This window comes from Nostoc paludosum FACHB-159, assembly GCF_014698835.1.
In the GTDB taxonomy this organism is placed as follows: Bacteria; Cyanobacteriota; Cyanobacteriia; order Cyanobacteriales; family Nostocaceae; genus Nostoc; species Nostoc paludosum.
In genome coordinates, this window is sequence record NZ_JACJTU010000005.1 from 174,483 (window position 1) to 191,479 (window position 16,997).

7 protein-coding genes and 3 pseudogenes are annotated in these 16,997 nt (G+C 41.6%); 5 read left to right on the top strand and 5 right to left on the bottom strand.

Annotated features, from left to right (window positions below; genetic code table 11):
* Nucleotides 1-192: 192 nt before the first annotated feature.
* A pseudogene (locus H6H03_RS41180) lies at nucleotides 193-2,565 on the bottom strand (calcium-binding protein); the annotation flags it as partial.
* Nucleotides 2,566-4,567: 2,002 nt separating this feature from the next.
* Nucleotides 4,568-6,466: pseudogene (locus H6H03_RS07290) on the bottom strand (calcium-binding protein); the annotation flags it as partial.
* Nucleotides 6,467-7,254: 788 nt separating this feature from the next.
* Between H6H03_RS07290 and H6H03_RS07295 the strand changes: the two are divergent.
* The 3 genes from H6H03_RS07295 to H6H03_RS07305 all read left to right on the top strand — a co-directional run bounded on the left by H6H03_RS07295 (nucleotide 7,255) and on the right by H6H03_RS07305 (nucleotide 10,297).
* The gene (locus H6H03_RS07295) at nucleotides 7,255-7,713 is read left to right on the top strand and encodes a Mov34/MPN/PAD-1 family protein (protein ID WP_190954478.1); all 459 of its coding nucleotides are present in this window, start codon (nucleotides 7,255-7,257) and stop codon (nucleotides 7,711-7,713) included.
* Between the two features lie 71 nt (nucleotides 7,714-7,784).
* The gene (moeB, locus tag H6H03_RS07300; RefSeq protein WP_190954479.1) at nucleotides 7,785-8,957 is read left to right on the top strand and encodes a molybdopterin-synthase adenylyltransferase MoeB; all 1,173 of its coding nucleotides are present in this window, start codon (nucleotides 7,785-7,787) and stop codon (nucleotides 8,955-8,957) included.
* 140 nt (nucleotides 8,958-9,097) lie between these two features.
* Entirely contained in the window at nucleotides 9,098-10,297 is a 1,200-nt protein-coding gene (locus H6H03_RS07305; protein WP_190954480.1) for an MFS transporter, read from the top strand.
* A 59-nt stretch (nucleotides 10,298-10,356) separates the two neighbouring features.
* Here H6H03_RS07305 and ftsH4 read toward each other — a convergent pair whose 3' ends face one another.
* The 3 genes and pseudogenes from ftsH4 to H6H03_RS07320 form a co-directional block, all read right to left on the bottom strand.
* Entirely contained in the window at nucleotides 10,357-12,219 is a 1,863-nt protein-coding gene (ftsH4, locus tag H6H03_RS07310; protein WP_190954481.1) for an ATP-dependent zinc metalloprotease FtsH4, read from the bottom strand.
* A gap of 151 nt (nucleotides 12,220-12,370) precedes the next feature.
* Nucleotides 12,371-12,547: pseudogene (locus H6H03_RS40170) on the bottom strand (DUF2949 domain-containing protein); the annotation flags it as partial.
* A gap of 635 nt (nucleotides 12,548-13,182) precedes the next feature.
* On the bottom strand, nucleotides 13,183-13,623 hold the full coding sequence (locus tag H6H03_RS07320; RefSeq protein WP_190954483.1) for a TOBE domain-containing protein: 441 nt from the start codon (nucleotides 13,621-13,623) through the stop codon (nucleotides 13,183-13,185).
* A gap of 393 nt (nucleotides 13,624-14,016) precedes the next feature.
* On the opposite strand from H6H03_RS07320, the gene H6H03_RS07325 reads away from it, so the two are divergent.
* Nucleotides 14,017-14,811, top strand: a complete 795-nt coding sequence (locus H6H03_RS07325; protein WP_190954484.1) for a hypothetical protein — start codon at nucleotides 14,017-14,019, stop codon at nucleotides 14,809-14,811.
* A 277-nt stretch (nucleotides 14,812-15,088) separates the two neighbouring features.
* Nucleotides 15,089-16,744 carry a B12-binding domain-containing radical SAM protein gene (locus tag H6H03_RS07330; protein WP_190954485.1) on the top strand — a complete coding sequence of 552 codons (1,656 nt, stop codon included), beginning with the start codon at nucleotides 15,089-15,091 and terminating at the stop codon, nucleotides 16,742-16,744.
* The last annotated feature ends 253 nt before the right edge of the window (nucleotides 16,745-16,997 follow it).

Here is a 16,997-nt window from a genome sequence, read left to right on the forward strand (position 1 = left end):
AGACACCCCAATACGGTTCGGTTAAGATCCCCCCGCCTACGGCGACCCCCTTAAAAAGGGGGTAAAAGAGGGTTATAAGCCCCCCTTTTTAAAGGGGTTGGGGGGATCTTCGAGGAATAAACACGTTAACCGAACCGTATTGCGTAGACACCCCGCATTGATCTTACTTGCCGTCCAATAATGGAACGCTAATTACCCTTCGACAACCACAAAATTGTTGTTGGTTAACGACAACCCACCAGATAGTTGTGCAAATTGTACTTGATCGGACCCACCTGCATTGCCATCTTTGTCAAAGAACAATGCACCTGTAGTGGAATTATAAATAAATCGTTGAGCGCTAGTGTTTGCAGATGTTCCGATTCTAAACTGACTAGCTAAAAGTACACCTGTTGATAAACCGCCAGCAAAGCCAAGAGCCGATATCTGAATCACTTCATTAGTGGTATTGAAATCATAAATGGTATCCATGCCTTGATTAAAATGATTGAAAACGAAGGTATCAGTACCACTTCCTCCGTAAAGGCTATCATTACCCTTGCCGCCTGTGAGGATATCATTGCCACTACCACCTTTGATGGTGTTCTTACCAGTGGCGCTAGAGGCTGTGAGAGTATCATTGCCATCGCCACCATTAAGTAAATTATCACCTGATGAATAGCTAACATCCAAGTAATCGTCACCAGCACCACCGTTGAGAGTGTTATTACCAGAGGAGTCATATCTATCGTTGCTGGTGTAGTCGAACTGAGCAGAGGCAAATAGAGAATCATTGCCATCACCTCCACACAGCAGGTTATCACCATCTGAAAAGTTAACATTCAAGATATCGTTACCAACACCACCGTTAAGGGTGTTATTGCCAGAGATAGCATCGCCATACAGGAAATCTTCACGGTAGTATACCAAGGAGCCATCGGCAAAGAGAGAATCATTGCCATCACCTCCAGAGAGCAGGTTATTACCTGTTGAAGCGTCGAGATCCAAGTAATCATTACCTTTACCACCAATAATCGTATCATTACCATTACTGCCACCGTAAAGTGTATCGTTACCATTAGTCCCGACAATGTTGTCGTCCTCGTATGTACCTCTAATACCTAATCGTTCGATATTACTGTAGTTAATCTGATTTTTACCGACCATAATTGAGCCAGTGTTAGTACTGGCATTGAAAGTAGATGTGATTGCCTCAGTAGAACTGCCATAGTAGAAATTGATGTACAAAACATCGTCGTTACCTGTTCCTCCATCTACCGTTTGAGTTACTAAGGAGGAAACGACAGTAGATAATTCATCTAAAATGAAGATGTCATTGCCATCGCCACCATCTAGTAGATTACTACCTGTTAAATTTGTAACTTCAATGTCATCGTCACCAGCACCACCTTTGAGGGTATTATTACCAGACACCCCATCAATATATGAGCTAGAAAGGACGAGTGCATCATTGCCATCTTCCCCAGAGAGTAGATTATCGCCTTTTGAATCTCTAGCACTCAAGAAATCGTCACCAACGCCCCCAAAAAGTAGATTATCGCCTGTTGAAAGGTTAACTTTCAAGAAATCCTTACCAGCGCCGCCTTTGAGAGTGTTGTTGCCTGAGGCAAAATAGAGACGCAAATCTCTATTTTCGTCGAAGTACTCCTCGCCTTGAGCGGAGAGTTCATCATTACCATTCCCTCCATCTAGGAAGTTATTGCCTGTTGAAATATCTGCATTCAATAAATCGTCACCAGCACCACCCTTAAGAGTGTTATTACCTGAGGCAATAGTATTTAGGTACTGGTTTCCAGACGCAAAGAGAGAATCATTGTCATCGCCACCATCCAACAGATTATTGCCTGTTAAAAAGTCAGCTTTCAAGTAATCGTCACCAGCATCACCCTTGAGGGTGTTATTGCCTGCACCACCAATGAGAGTATCATTGCCCAGACCACCAATGAGAGTATCATTGCCGATACCACCCCTTAAAAGGTCGTTGCCACTCTTGCCGTCGATTTTATCATTGCCTCCTTGACCATTGACAACATCATCTGAGTTATCTAAACCCGTAATATTGTTGTCGAGGTCATTAAGAAAAGTGACCGTGTTCTTGATACCCAGGCTAGTTTCAGTCGAGTTGGCATCGAGAACATTAAAACTGTCCGTGATATTAGTTTGGTTATAAAAGATAATATTACCGATCGCTGGTTTTGTTCCAGAAGCTTTCAGGTTCTCCAAGTTTTCTAATTTGAAGTTTTGTAAGATGACTTTTGTATCATCTACTCCTTCAAAGGTGATTTCTAGATTGCCGCCATTCTGGGTCAGTAGCATATTTCTGGCAGTGAAGTCTTCAAATTTGATAGTATCCACTTCGCCAATGACTGCTGCGGAAGGATTTGTGCCTTTACCCACTCCACCGAAATCAGTGATTGTATCAGTGCCATCACCAAACTTATAAACAAATATATCGTTACCACCACCACCAGTTAAGGTGTCATTGCCGGCTTTACCGTTAATTGTGTCCGCGCTGTTGGCGCCCAGTAGGGTATCGTTCCCATTAGTTCCAATAAAATTCGTCATAAGTTTTTCCTGTCTAAATTAAGTTTTTTCCTAACTTGAGCTATCAATTTTGATGCTGTTTGGAGACATCAATAATTCACCGAAAATCAAATGTTTCGGCATACTTTACTATCAGTTTTTGGGGTTAGCAATTTTCCCAATACTCGCATTGTTGACCTGCGTGCAACTAGGTCTAATGCAAACTACTTGGAACTATCTAAGTTCAACCCTTTCAATACGAGTGAATCTCTTTTTTTCACTCTCTAACCGCGAAGGTTTTCTTAGCCGTTGGTGTTGTCACAGCCATCAATGTCTAGCCAAAGGCATAGTTGTTTCAGCGGTGAAGAGGTTAAAAAGGAAGTTTTTGAGCAAACAGCAAACTTTTTAGCTATTTTGAAAGGTCTAGCCCTACTAGTTTGAAAATAGCAAACAGTTTACAGGGAATAAAGAAACAAATCTTTATGCTTTCCTTGTGGGCGATCGCCCCAGAGTCTTTAACTTCAGAATAGGGAACATATAAATACGATCATACTAATTAAATACTGAATATTTACTTAGCTGTCTATATTTCAACAAATATCTTTGCACATTCTTCACATGATTTTACATCCTGCCTTTCTTATGTAAATATACTGCAACTAAAATGCTGTTGTAAACACATAACTTTTCATAATTTATGGTTTGCTGCTAAAACTCTCAATGGTACTAGTTAGTTAAATCTACCTGCAAAAACGAGGCAGACACTAAGCTAGGAAAGCTTTTTCATTATTAGTTGTGGGATTTTGCCGTGATTGAATCTCTTGAAAATAGAGACTAGGAAGGGAATACTTCATGTATTGTTAAGTAATTTATTATACATAAACGTATCTTGAATAAGTGAGTAAGAGAGGAAACCTTTTCATTGTTGATTGTGAGTTTTTCGATGAATGACTGTCTTGAAAATAAAGACTGGGGTCTGGAGACTTATGATTGAGTAAAAAATATTTTCATACCAAAGTTGTGCGATCGCTCGTACTAACTTCTAGGTTGAAAATAGGAGACAGTCTACAAGTCAAAAGTAATAAGCAAAGAAATTTTTTGCCTTACCTACAAAGTATTACAAGGTATTACTTGTGGTCGTTTAACTAGCAGAATAGGAAACATCTAAGTAACACCATACTAACTAAATACTGAATATTTACTTAGATGTCTATGCCTAGAAGCAGATCTTTGCATACTCTTCATATTATTCCTTGAAAAAAGTATATGTTAAGTACTGATGTTTTAGGGGAATTAGGTGTTCAAGCGTTGAGATTTCGTCAATTTTGCTAAACAGATAATTCTGGGGAAGCCTGGATTCCTTATGGGACAATGAGCGTTGTTAATTGAAATCAAGATTTACTTATCTTTGTGTATTCTTCATACTCATCTGGGCAAACAGATGACCGAAGCAATGAGTAAAAATACATATTAAATTGGCGATCGCTGTTGTGAAAACATGTAAGGCGGCGGGAATAATTATCGTTAGAATAAGGTAATAATAAATCGACAATAAGTAATAAGAATAAGGGTTTTAGCTGAGTTGATTTTTCTTGGTATAGTTTGGTTTGATTGTGCCAACTTACTTAGGTAATTGGGAGTCGGGAATAGTGGAGAAACCTTTTTGAGGTATTTGTGGGATTGTTTAGTGTAAAAAACTAGTACGTAGCATATCTCGTAGCCAAGCGAAAACCGCTAGAGGATGATAAAATTACAAAAGCAGACATGATTAAATTTAGTCAATAACATTTGCAAACTATTCGCACCCATGCTGAAAACACCCACCCAGACAATGTTGCGATACAATCTTGGGTTATCTGGCTGGTGAGGGGAAGACAATACAAAATGTGTGGAGTACCGAGGCAGGTGCTAAAATTACAGGCAACTTGATATTAGAAACTAAAAAACGCAATATGCCATCTGACTGTAAATTAAGCAATCAAATGCGAGATGCTATTTTCAACACCTCGCATTTTCCAAGTTTTTAAATCATGGAATCCTAAGCTTAAACAACCACAAAATTATTATTGGTTAGTGACAACCCAGCAGATAGTTGTGCAAATTGTACTTGGCTATATGTACCCCCACTGCCATCTTCGTCAAAGAACAATGCACCTGTCGTAGAGTTGTAAATCAATCGTTGAGCAATTGTTGTTGCAGATGCTCCGACGGTAAACTGACTAGCTGAGAGTACACCTTTACCACCAAAATCGTAGCCAACACCTATGCTAATCACCTCATTAGCTGCATTAAAGTCATAAATAGTATCTACTCCTTGATTGAAACTCTTGAAACCAAAGGTATCGATACCGCTTCCTCCATAGAGGCTATCATCGCCTCTGCCACCGATAAGGGTATCATTGCCATTACCTCCTTTGAGGATGTTATTACCAGAGGCATCCAGGGCGGAGATATAATCATTGCCATCACCTCCAAACAGCAGGTTCTTGCCTATTGAACCATCAGCATTTAAGGTATCGTCACCAGCACCACCCTTAAGGGTGTTATTGCCAAAAGATTGAGAGTCGTTTTCAACTTTGTAATATGTATCTCCGAAGTCGCTGTAGTTATAAAAATATGAGCCAGAGATATCTAGATAATCATTACCATTGCTACCATCGAGCAGGTTATTGCCTTTTGAACCGCTAGCACTCAAGGTATCATTGCCATTACCACCGTTGAGGGTGTTATTGCCTAAGGAACGAGAGTCGAAATTAAAGGTAGGAACACGTCCGTATGAGTCTTCCTCCTGCTGGTAGGCACCAGAGACGGAGACATAATCATTGCCATCGCCCCCAGAAAGTAGATTATTGCCTTTTGAACCACTAGCACTCAACTTATCATCGTCAGCACCACCGCTGAGTAGGTTATCGCCTGATGAATAGTTAGCATTCAAGGTATCAAAACCAGCACCTCCTATAAGGGTGTTATTGCCTAAAGCGCTATAGTCGCTATGTGTTTCATACTCGTAGTAAGCAGAGATGTCTAAAAAATCACTACCATCGCCACCATCAAGCAAGTTCTTGCCTGTTGAACGGCTAGCACTCAAGGTATCATGACCAGCGCCACCGTTGAGGGTATTATTACCATCTGAGCGAGGCTTGTTGTATATAGGGTCGCTATAGAATTCGTAGTAGGTATAGATAGAAAGCAAATCATTGTCACTGTCACCATTGAGCAAGTTATTACCTGCGCCACCAACGAGAGTATCATTCCCCGCACCACCAATGAGAGTATCGTTGCCTGTTCCACCTCTCAAAAGGTCGTTGCCACTTAACCCACGAATTTTGTCATTACCTCCCTGACCATTGATGACATCATCTGAGTTATCAAAGCCTTTAACATTATTGTTCAGGTCGTTAAGGAAAGTAACTGTATTCTTGTTGAAAATAGTGCTTTGGTTGGAGTTGGCATCGAAAACATCAAAGCTGTCAGTAGTGCTAGTTTCTCCATAAAACACGATATTGCCTAAGTCTACAGTGGCTCCAGTCGATTTACTGAGATTATCCAGGTTTTCTAAGGCAAAGTTTTGCAGGATGACTTTGACTTTATCTACTCTTTCAAAGGTAATTTCCAGATTACTGCCATTCTGGGTGAGTAATAGATTTCGTGCTGTCAAGCCATAGTTTTGAAATATTAGGGTATCAACTTCGGCAACAGCCGCTGCTGTTGGGCTTGTTCCTTTACCAACACCACCAAAATCGGTGATTAAATCAGTGTCGTCGTTCAAATTATAAAAAAATATATCTTTGTAAACAAATGTATCTTTGCCACCTCCACCAGTCAAGGTGTCGTTTCCCTCTTTGGATGTAATGGTATCGTTGCCTAATTGACCGTTAATTGTATCCGCTAAGCTGCTGCCATTAAGAGTATCATCACCATTAGTTCCATTGATATTCGCCATAACTTTTACCTTCCTAAAAGGATTTTTCGAGTAATATCAAGTTCGGAAAATTACCTATAATTCAAAGTTATCCGCATTTGTCCTTCTCGAAAGTTCTCTTCGCATTTGGCGCTCCCCAACAGTATTTGCGAAACCCTGTAGGATCTTGCTAAAGACTTTTCTTTGCGTCAGCTTTAATTATTAAGTATTCAATCGAACCTGTATAATTTCAGTTGCAAATAATCGGGTTAATAATAATTTGAAAGCCCAAAGAGTTTACTAAAAGTTAACGCTTTCGACAGATTTAATTTTGCACAAGATTGGCTCTGAGCAAATTGCAAGTAGTATTTATCGAACTATCTCGAACTATCTAAGCCTTAAGCACTGTACAAATTTCTCATAGTTGGGATTCAGTGGCAAAACAATTAGTTTTGGTTTGATTTCAACCATGCTTCATCACTAGCTCAGGGAAGTAGTTAGCGTAGGTATCGCTGAAAAACAGTTAAAAATCAATCTGGAATGCCCTCAACCCACAACCTATTAATTGGTTTGTCAATGCATAAGTCTTAATGTTTTCAAAATAGGAGCTGCGGACTGGAAAACGAATACTTTCATGCCCTCATTGTGCAATCGATCGCCTAAACATCTAGCCTGAAAATAGAAAACATTTAAATAACCCTATAATAAGTAAATACCGAAATATTTAATGGAATGTCTATTTTTTAATAAAAATGTAATATTTTTAGTAGGTGGTGAAGTATTGTATCGAAACGAGAATCCCTAGAGATTGCAAAATTACAAACGCAGACATGATCCGATTGAGCATAGAACACTTAGAAACGATTCGCAGCCATGCGGAAAACATCTACCCAGAAGAATGCTGTGGTATAATCTTGGGTTATCTGGCTAGTGAGGGCAAAACGACAGTAGAAGTAATGCCCACAGAAAATGCTTGGAATACAGAGGCAGGTGCTGAATTTTCAAGCGAACGCACAGTAGAAAGTAAAAAACGGCAGTATGCGATCGCACCTGAAGTAATGTTACAAGCACAAAAACAAGCACGCGATCGCTCCTTGAATATTATCGGCATTTTTCACTCCCACCCAGATCACCCTGCCATACCTTCAGAATGCGATCGCTTGTACGCTTGGCAAGGATACTCGTATATAATAGTTTCCGTCCAAAACGGCAAAGCCACCCAAGTGCGAAGCTGGAGTCTTGATGATACTCATCAGTTCCAAGCAGAAGCAATTGAAAATATAACTTAACGGGTTAATTTCAAGACAGATATCATTTTTCGATAGGATTAATATTCCTGCTCTTGCACAAGACTACTGCTATGTTAAATCCGAATCTGGATGAAATCCAGTTGACCAAAGATGATTACGAACGCTACTCCCGACACTTGATTTTGCCGGAAGTAGGATTGGAAGGACAAAAGCGCCTGAAAGCTGCTAGCGTACTTTGTATCGGTACGGGTGGACTAGGTTCACCACTACTTTTATACCTAGCGGCCGCAGGTATTGGACGCATCGGGATCGTTGATTTTGATGTTGTTGATACTTCCAATTTGCAACGTCAAGTCATTCACGGTACATCCTGGGTGGGTAAACCCAAGATTGAATCCGCAAAAAACCGCATTCACGAGATTAACCCCTATTGTCAGGTGGATCTCTACGAAACTCGCCTGAGTTCCGAAAATGCGTTAGAAATTTTTCAACCTTACGATATCGTGGTGGATGGCACCGATAACTTCCCCACGAGATATTTAGTTAATGATGCTTGCGTATTGTTAAACAAACCCAACGTCTACGGTTCCATTTTCCGCTTTGAAGGACAAGCCACTGTATTTAATTACGAAGGCGGGCCGAATTATCGTGACCTTTACCCAGAACCACCACCACCAGGAATGGTTCCCTCTTGTGCAGAAGGTGGCGTGTTGGGAATTTTGCCAGGAATTATTGGTGTTATCCAAGCAACGGAAACTGTCAAAATTATTATGGGACAAGGTAACACCTTGAGTGGGCGCTTACTGCTATACAACGCCTTAGACATGAAATTCCGGGAGTTGAAACTACGTCCTAACCCCATTCGCCCAGTTATTGAAAAACTGATAGACTACGAACAATTCTGCGGAATTCCACAAGCTAAGGCAGAGGAGGCAAAACAGCAGATGGAAACTCAAGAAATGACCGTTAAGGATTTGAAGGAATTGCTAGATAGTGGTGCGAAGGATTTTGTACTACTGGATGTCCGCAACCCCAATGAATACGAGATTGCGAAGATTCCTGGTTCAGTTTTGGTGCCCTTACCAGAAATTGAAAACGGTGATGGCGTTGCCAAGGTGAAGGAAATATTAAACGGTCACCATTTAATTGCTCATTGTAAGATGGGCGGGCGATCGGCAAAAGCCCTCGCTATTCTCAAAGAAGCCGGGATCGTTGGGACGAATGTCAAAGGCGGAATTACCGCTTGGAGTCGGGAAATCGATCCCTCGGTTCCGGAGTATTAAAATAGGACGCGGGGGTACGGGGACGCGGGGACGCGGAGAGTAAAAATTTTACCGCGTTACCTACCTTCCCTTCCGCCTCTTTAGATCTACCTTAATTTTTGTCCCCGCGTCTCCCCTTCCCCGCGTCACCGCGTCTTCTTATGACTACCTCAAAATCTTCTTTCAATATCTTATGGGTGCAAGTTTGGGTATTGGCAGCGGTGCAGGGGGCAATTACCCTGACTTGGTTAATTTATAATGCTTACTTGCCCCAACTTTTGACCCAGTTTGGTTTTCCTGCCTCATTCGCTATTGGTTTATTATTGGTAGAAAATGCCTTGGGTGCAGTATTGGAACCTTTGATGGGGGGACTTTCAGACCAAACTAGGCGTTGGGTAGGGACTCGATTTCCCTTCATTTCAGTAGGTGTAATTCTGGCATCAGCTTTGTTTATTGCCATACCATGTGTCGTCAGCTTGATCCCGCCTACTATGATAATGCGATCGCTCTTGCCCATAACTCTGGTAGCCTGGGCATTAGCAATGACAGTATTTCGCTCTCCAGCTATATGTCTGCTGGGAATGTATTCTACACCAGCCGAGTTACCGTTGGCTGCCAGTGTTGTAACTTTGGTAGGAGGATTTGTTGGCGCTTTTAAACCCATCGCTAACAAGTATATTCTCAGTTTAGGGCCAGTTTTGACCTTTGCAATTGGTTCTTTTGTGTTGTTGGGTGCGGGGGCCGTGTTGCGGTTAGTTAATCTGCCAGAAACACCAGTCGATCGACACAATGCACAGATAGTACAGTTTCCTTTAAAAAAATTAGCTTTGATTTTAGGAACTGGTTTTAGTGTAGCGTGGGGTATCCGATTTTTGATGGATGTCTTGGGTAAAGTCCTCAAAGCCCAACTTAACGCTGATAATATTGATATGCAAATGGTGTGGATTGGAATAGCGATCGCTTTGGCCAACATACCAGCTGGGATGTTCGCTGTCAAAATTGGCAATCGTCAAGCAATGCTTTGTGGTATTTGTGCAACTATTCCGGCGTTACTCATAATGGTATTTATCGGCGTACAAATTCCCATAATTGTGTTAATTATTGCTGGCTTTAGTTTAATTGTTAACGGGGCAGTTCCTTTTGCTTTAGGACTAGTACCCCAAAGATGGGCAGGATTAGGAATTGGGATGTATTTTGGTGGGTTTGCGGCGGCGATGAGTTTGTTTGGCGTCATATTTCCCCAACCGCAAACCATAACACCTTTTGTAGGCGCAGCTGCGGGCGCATTCGCATTTTTCCTCGCTGGTATTTGCATTGGGGTGAGTGGCATTTTTCAAACGCCAAGTAACGCAGAGATTTAACGCAGAGGTACGCAAAGTTAATCTTTGCGTACCTCTGTTTCCTTGGCGTTACTCTGCGTTTAAAAAGCAGTTACAGGTTTTACTTGACTCAACAGATTATGCAATTTCTCCCCTTCAATAACTTCTGTTTCCAAAAGTTGAGTTGCAATTTCTTCTAGCAAATCTCGATTCTCCTTAAGAATCTGTAGCGCTTGTTCGTGGGCAGTTTCCACGATTTCCTTGACCTCGCTATCAATAGCTTTGGCTGTATCTTCACTCACCGCCCGCCGGGGATTAGGGGCACCATTACCCAAGAACATTGCTTGTTGTCCTTGTTGGTAAGCGAGTGGCCCTAAGACTTTACTCATACCATAGGTAGTTACCATTCGTTCTGCCAAGTCTGTTGCTCGTTGCAAATCGTTGGATGCACCTGTTGTAATACTGCCAAACACAACCTCTTCGGCGGAACGTCCCCCTAACAGAGTTGCAATTTGACCGCGCAATTCTGCTTCATTCATCAAAAAGCGGTCTTCGGTAGGTAATTGCAAGGTGTAGCCTAAAGCAGCCATCCCACGGGGAATAATGGAAATCTTTTCTACACGACCGTTGCCTGTGGTTAGCGCCCCGACCATTGCGTGACCGACTTCATGGTAAGCAACAATCTTTTTCTCAGTATCGCTCAATACACGACTCTTCTTTTCTAGACCAGCGACTACCCGCTCAATTGCTTCGGCAAAGTCTTCTTGGGCAACCGTTTGGCGCTGATTGCGGGCTGCTAATAATGCAGCTTCATTTACCAAGTTTGCCAAATCTGCACCAGCAAAACCAGGAGTCCGAGTAGCGATCGCTTTTAGATCTACATCATCTCCTAATTTTACCTTTTGAGCGTGAATCTTCAGAATTGCTTCCCGACCAGATAAATCAGGACGGTCTACCAACACTTGACGGTCAAAGCGACCCGGACGCAATAATGCAGGGTCAAGGCTTTCCGGGCGGTTGGTAGCTGCCAGAACAATTACAGTTGCATCTCCAGCCGCAAAACCATCCATCTCAGTGAGTAATTGATTAAGGGTTTGTTCCCGTTCATCGTTACCACCGTAGAAGCCGTTGCTGCTACGAGACTTACCAATGGCGTCCAACTCATCAATAAATACAATACAAGGAGCCTGTTTCTTTGCTTGCTCAAATAAATCTCGCACCCTGGAAGAACCCACACCCACAAACAGTTCCACAAACTCGGAACCAGAGATACTGAAGAATGGAACTCCTGCTTCCCCTGCCACAGCTTTGGCTAAAAGAGTTTTACCAGTACCAGGAGGGCCGACCAACAGCACACCCTTGGGAATCCTCGCACCAATTTGCGTAAAACGTGCCGGAGTCTTGAGAAAATCTACAATTTCCACTAACTCAGTTTTCGCTTCTTCTACCCCAGCCACATCTTGGAAGGTGATTTTAGCAGATTCGCCTTCAACGTAAACCTTAGCTTTACTCTTACCGATAGAGAGAACACCTTGAGAACCACCAGCACCACGTGAAATAAAAAATTGCCAGATGCCAATAAAAATCAGTGGTGGGATGACCCAACTCAAAAGGGTTGTAAACCAAGTATTCTTCGGTGGAGGTGCAGCTGCAAACTCAACTCCTTTTTGTTCTAAGAGTTTGGGCAATTCCAAATCAAAGATTGGTGTAGTTGCAAACACCTGCCCCGGTTCGCCATTCTCTGTTTTTAATTCGTAGAGAATCTGGTTTTGACCAACGGAAGCACGGCTGACTTCCCCTTCCTGTACTTGATGAATAAATAAGCTATAGGGAACGCCAGCAGGACGAGAACCAAACAAACCAGGCAAAAACAAATTTAAAAGCAGGAATAATCCTGATACTCCTAACAATACATTGGCAATAATTCTAGAACGGGGTGGCTTAGGCTGTTCTTTAATTGTCATAGGTGTTATCAATCCTTTTAGTCATTGGTGATTGGGCATTGGGCAAGCAGGAAGTGTGGGAGGGGTGGGAGGTGTGGGAGGATAGGGAAAAAATCTTTCCCCCCTCTCTCCCCACACTTCCCCATCTCCCCATTCCCCAGTCTCCACCCTCCTCTAACCAATCAAAAATTTGGGCTAACTGGTCTAGGGTTATCAGTCCATATTGCCAGAGGGTCATTGGTAGGAAGTTAGGAGTCTGTTCGCAATGTTGCAAGGCCAAGGAAATTGCTTTGTCGGAAATAGCCAACTCTTTTTCTAAAAAATTCACTAATTGATTTATGGCTTTCATGGCAATGTTAAACAATATTAAATAAATTTATTTTTGATGGAATTTGAGAAACTCGACACAGACTGGATATAAATACTACATACAAAGCAGCTTGCCAAAAATCATCACACTTTTGACCGCTGTTGTCTGACCTAAATCCAGCGTCTAATAAGGCATCCGCGCAATTTAGGCTACGCCTGTGCCAAGTCGTTCATGTTATCTTCATCCTCAAGAGTAATCAATTTTCCCTTCCAGCAAGCTTGGCTGCTATTTTTAATTTATGTAACTAAACTTAACAATTAAATTAATCTTTGGGAACCAAGAGCAAATACGGTTTACCGTACTCAGAGTCGGCAAGAGCAAAGAACACTCCAACGCACACAAATTATTAAGTCATAGCGTCAGAGTGTAATTTTTGATATGCGAACTCCAAAAAATAAATTGTCAAATTTGGATACAACACGAGTGTTCTTCCCCATACTCCCTGCTAAGAGTTCCCTTGCACTTAACACAATAGGGTATTTTTTATTTGGAAGTTGCTATCTGCGATCGCATCGCTATAAATACTCAATTTATCTTACAGATATTTACAATTAAAAATGTTAGTTAGGAAAATTCATCTTCCTAACATAATTCTGCTCCCAATCCCATTTTTTCTATTCTCTGGCAATAACTATATCATTAGACTTAATAACTGCATAAGCTTCTTTTCCCACAGCTAGTTCCAACTCTTCAGCAGAAGCTCTAGTAATAATCGAGGTTAATTCTACTTTGTGAATAATTTCGAGAGTTACTTCACTATTCACGGCTCCAAAAACTACTCGTTTAACAACACCTTTAAGAATATTACGAGAGCTAACTTTTAATGATTTTTTGGGAATGTTAGTTTCTAACTCAGGCTTTTGAGTGTAAATATCTTCTTCTTCCTGCTTGCTTGGTAGTGATATTGCTGGTGAAGAGTGCTGATTAAGACTACGCACGAGTTCCCGCAGAATTTCAGTCTTGGTGCGTTGAGACTGTTCGCAGAATTCTTCTAGAATCTTCCGCTCCTCCTCAGAGGTTTGAAATGTGACCCATCCTTGTTCTTTTCTTGGCATAATATTATCAATTTTGGTTACCTTGTTACGATTCTATCAAGTATCAATTCGATGTATCGTTTTAGTAATAACATTTTTTTTTGAGTAATTTTTGCATTTTCCAGTAAAATTCGTCAATTAATCTCATACATTTAACTACATAGATATTTATTTTTTGTAGATGCAAAATAATTTGTTACTTCATAATGGATAACCGTCATTACACATATACCAACAAAAATGGTAATATTGGTTAAGCTTGATGTCTTCTCTGTTCTTAGCTTTTTAGTTGGAATCTTCGATTTGACAGTTGCAAGGTTAATGTAGCAGAAAACTCGGCGAGCGATGTCTCCGACGGGCTACGCCTACGCGCGAGTACCATAGGATTATTTCATGTGAGTTTATAAAAGGGTGATGAAACACCTCAAATCGCGTTCTCAAGACCTGCGGAGTTTGTTTGAGAACAATATCACCATTGAATACGTCGCGGAACCCCTCAAAGCTATGCCAGCTGATGCAGAGGTGACACAAGTGCTGCATTGGATGGAGGCACAAAATTTTGATGTCATCGGTGTTGAAACTGGAGATACTATCACTGGTTATGTAGAACGCTCTAGTTTGATTCAAGGTAATGGCAAATGTAGCGATTATCAACGGGTATTTCATCCCAAAGAATTAATTGCCATTTCCACCCCGCTGATGAAATTACTACCCATTTTGCAACAAACTCCGCGATTGTTTGTTCTCGACTGCAATCAAGTGAGTGGAATCGTTACCTGTGGCGACTTGCAGAAAGCACCTGCGCGAATGTTATTGTTTGGCTTGGTAACGCTGCTAGAAATGAATCTCCTGCGGTTGGTGCGGCTTTACTATCCTCAAGATTCTTGGCAACCAGTCTTGAAAAAAGAGCGGTTAGAAGTTGCTCGACGGCTATGGCGAGAAAGCCAGGAAAGAAACGAAGCTACGGATTTGTTAGATTACCTGCAATTCTGCGATAAGCGAGAGTTGGTTTTAAATCAGCCAGAACTTCTTGAGCAGCTGGGACTGAAATCCAAACGGTTTGGGGAACGTTTCCTCAAGTCTGCTGAACAGTTGCGAAACCGATTAGCTCATGCCCAAAATTTAGTCACTGGTTCCTCTTGGACAGAGTTGATTTCTCTAGCAGAAGCGATGGAAATGCTGTTAATTCGCTGTGAGGAAGTCGAGTAAAGTTTATTGATGGTTCTGCAACCAGGCTACTAAATAGACATAGGAGAAAAATAATCTAGAGACGTAGCATTGCTACGTCTCTACAAGGGTTCTGGATAACGCATATTTAATTTCTGGACATGTCTAATCTGCTGCTCTAGAGAAATATAAATGGTATAAGTTTTCTATCTTACAATTAAAAACTTCTGAAAGATCGCGGTAAGCTAGTTGGAATTCAAGCTGATTGCGTCAGTAGATTGTTAAATTAGCTGCTCAGTTTTCCGGGGTGAAATTTGTAATGACTGTAAACCTGAAGTCTTTAGAAAACCCAATTGCTCTCGCGGCCGATTCCAAAACCGCTGCTAATCCTCAAAAAAACCGCTACATTCCCTTACATCATCGACGTATTCTTTGTATCTTTCCCAAGTACAGCCGTTCATTTGGTACATTTCATTACGCCTATCCACTCATGGGTAATGTCCGAGCTTTTATGCCACCCCAAGGTATTTTAATTGTGGCTGCTTACTTACCTCAAGAATGGGAAGTCCGGTTTATTGATGAAAATGTCAAACCAGCAACTAAGGGTGATTACCAATGGGCTGATGTGGTAATTGTTAGTGGAATGCACATTCAAAAACCACAGATTAATCAAATTAATGAACTTGCCCATCGAGCCGGCAAAATCACAGTTATCGGCGGCCCTTCTGTATCTGGTTGCCCAGAATATTATCCAGAATTTGATATTTTACATTTGGGTGAATTGGGAGATGCAACCGATCGCTTGATCGAGTATCTAGACCAAAACTCCGAACGTCCCCAAGCACAAATTCGCTTTGAAACTAAAGAACGTTTGCCTCTGACTGAGTTCCCCACCCCAGCTTATCATTTATTGAATATCAATGATTATTTCCTAGCAAACGTGCAGTTTTCTAGCGGTTGCCCTTATCGTTGCGAGTTTTGCGATATTCCAGAACTCTACGGACGCAACCCCCGGATGAAAACCCCAGAGCAAGTTGTCGCAGAGTTAGATGCAATGCGGCAATCAGGCAATTTGGGAGCAGTATATTTTGTCGATGATAACTTTGTTGGCGATCGCCGCGCAGCCATGAAGTTACTTCCTCACCTAATTGACTGGCAAAAACGCAATGGCTATCCCATTCAGTTTGCCTGCGAAGCAACCCTCAACCTCGCTCAAAGCCCCAAACTGCTGGAGATGATGCGCGAAGCCTATTTTTGCACCATCTTTTGCGGCATTGAAACGCCAGAACCAGAAGCCCTCCATGCGATTTCCAAAGACCAAAATCTGAGTATGCCGATTTTAAAAGCGATTCAGGTTTTAAATAGCTATGGTATGGAAGTAGTTTCGGGGATCATCATCGGCTTAGATACAGATACACCAGAAACAGGCGATCGCATTCTCGAATTTATTCGGGCGTCCCAAATTCCCATGTTGACAATTAACCTACTTCATGCATTGCCGAGAACTCCTTTATGGCGGAGATTAGAAGCAGAAGGACGACTGGTATTTGATGAAAACCGCGAATCGAATGTAGAGTTTTTAATGCCTTACGAGCAAGTTATCGAAATGTGGCGGCGTTGCATCACCACAGCTTACGAGCCAGAATTTTTATATCAGCGGTTCGCCTACAACATGGAACACACCTACCCAAACCGCATCAAAGTTCCCAACAGCCCAGCTCGTACTTCTGGGGCTAATATTCGCAAAGGTTTAACTTATTTAATCAATATTTTGCTACGGATAGGTATATTTAGTAACTATCGTCAAACTTTTTGGAAAATGGCTAAACCCGCACTCAAAGCAGGTGATATTGAAAGCTTGATTCACGTTGGGCTTGTGGGGCATCATCTAATTAAATTTGCCCAAGATTGTGCCAAAAATGAAGAATCAGCTTCGTTCTATTCCCAAAAAATCCTGACTAAGGTTCGTAGCTAATAGGTATTTTAGCCGTGTGAAAAACAATGTAGAGACGTAGCTAAGGTTCGTAGCTAATAGGTATTTTAGCCGTGTGAAAAACAATGTAGAGACGTAGCAGTGCTACGTCTCTACAACAATTTTGGGTAACTGCGGAATTCTGAATTCCTCTATAGGACATACAGCGTTCTTACCCTAATGTATGATTTAATTCACAGAAAATTCATGTAAAATAATAATCTATATCTATAGACAGATGTGGTAATTAACAGTG

Bases quoted from the DNA above. Each gene is read 5' to 3' on its own strand.
- H6H03_RS07295 (WP_190954478.1), top strand. From the start codon at position 7,255: ATGATCCGATTGAGCATAGAACACTTAGAAACGATTCGCAGCCATGCG.
- moeB (WP_190954479.1), top strand. From the start codon at position 7,785: ATGTTAAATCCGAATCTGGATGAAATCCAGTTGACCAAAGATGATTAC.
- H6H03_RS07305 (WP_190954480.1), top strand. From the start codon at position 9,098: ATGACTACCTCAAAATCTTCTTTCAATATCTTATGGGTGCAAGTTTGG.
- ftsH4 (WP_190954481.1), bottom strand. From the start codon at position 12,219: ATGACAATTAAAGAACAGCCTAAGCCACCCCGTTCTAGAATTATTGCC.
- H6H03_RS07320 (WP_190954483.1), bottom strand. From the start codon at position 13,623: ATGCCAAGAAAAGAACAAGGATGGGTCACATTTCAAACCTCTGAGGAG.
- H6H03_RS07325 (WP_190954484.1), top strand. From the start codon at position 14,017: ATGAAACACCTCAAATCGCGTTCTCAAGACCTGCGGAGTTTGTTTGAG.
- H6H03_RS07330 (WP_190954485.1), top strand. From the start codon at position 15,089: ATGACTGTAAACCTGAAGTCTTTAGAAAACCCAATTGCTCTCGCGGCC.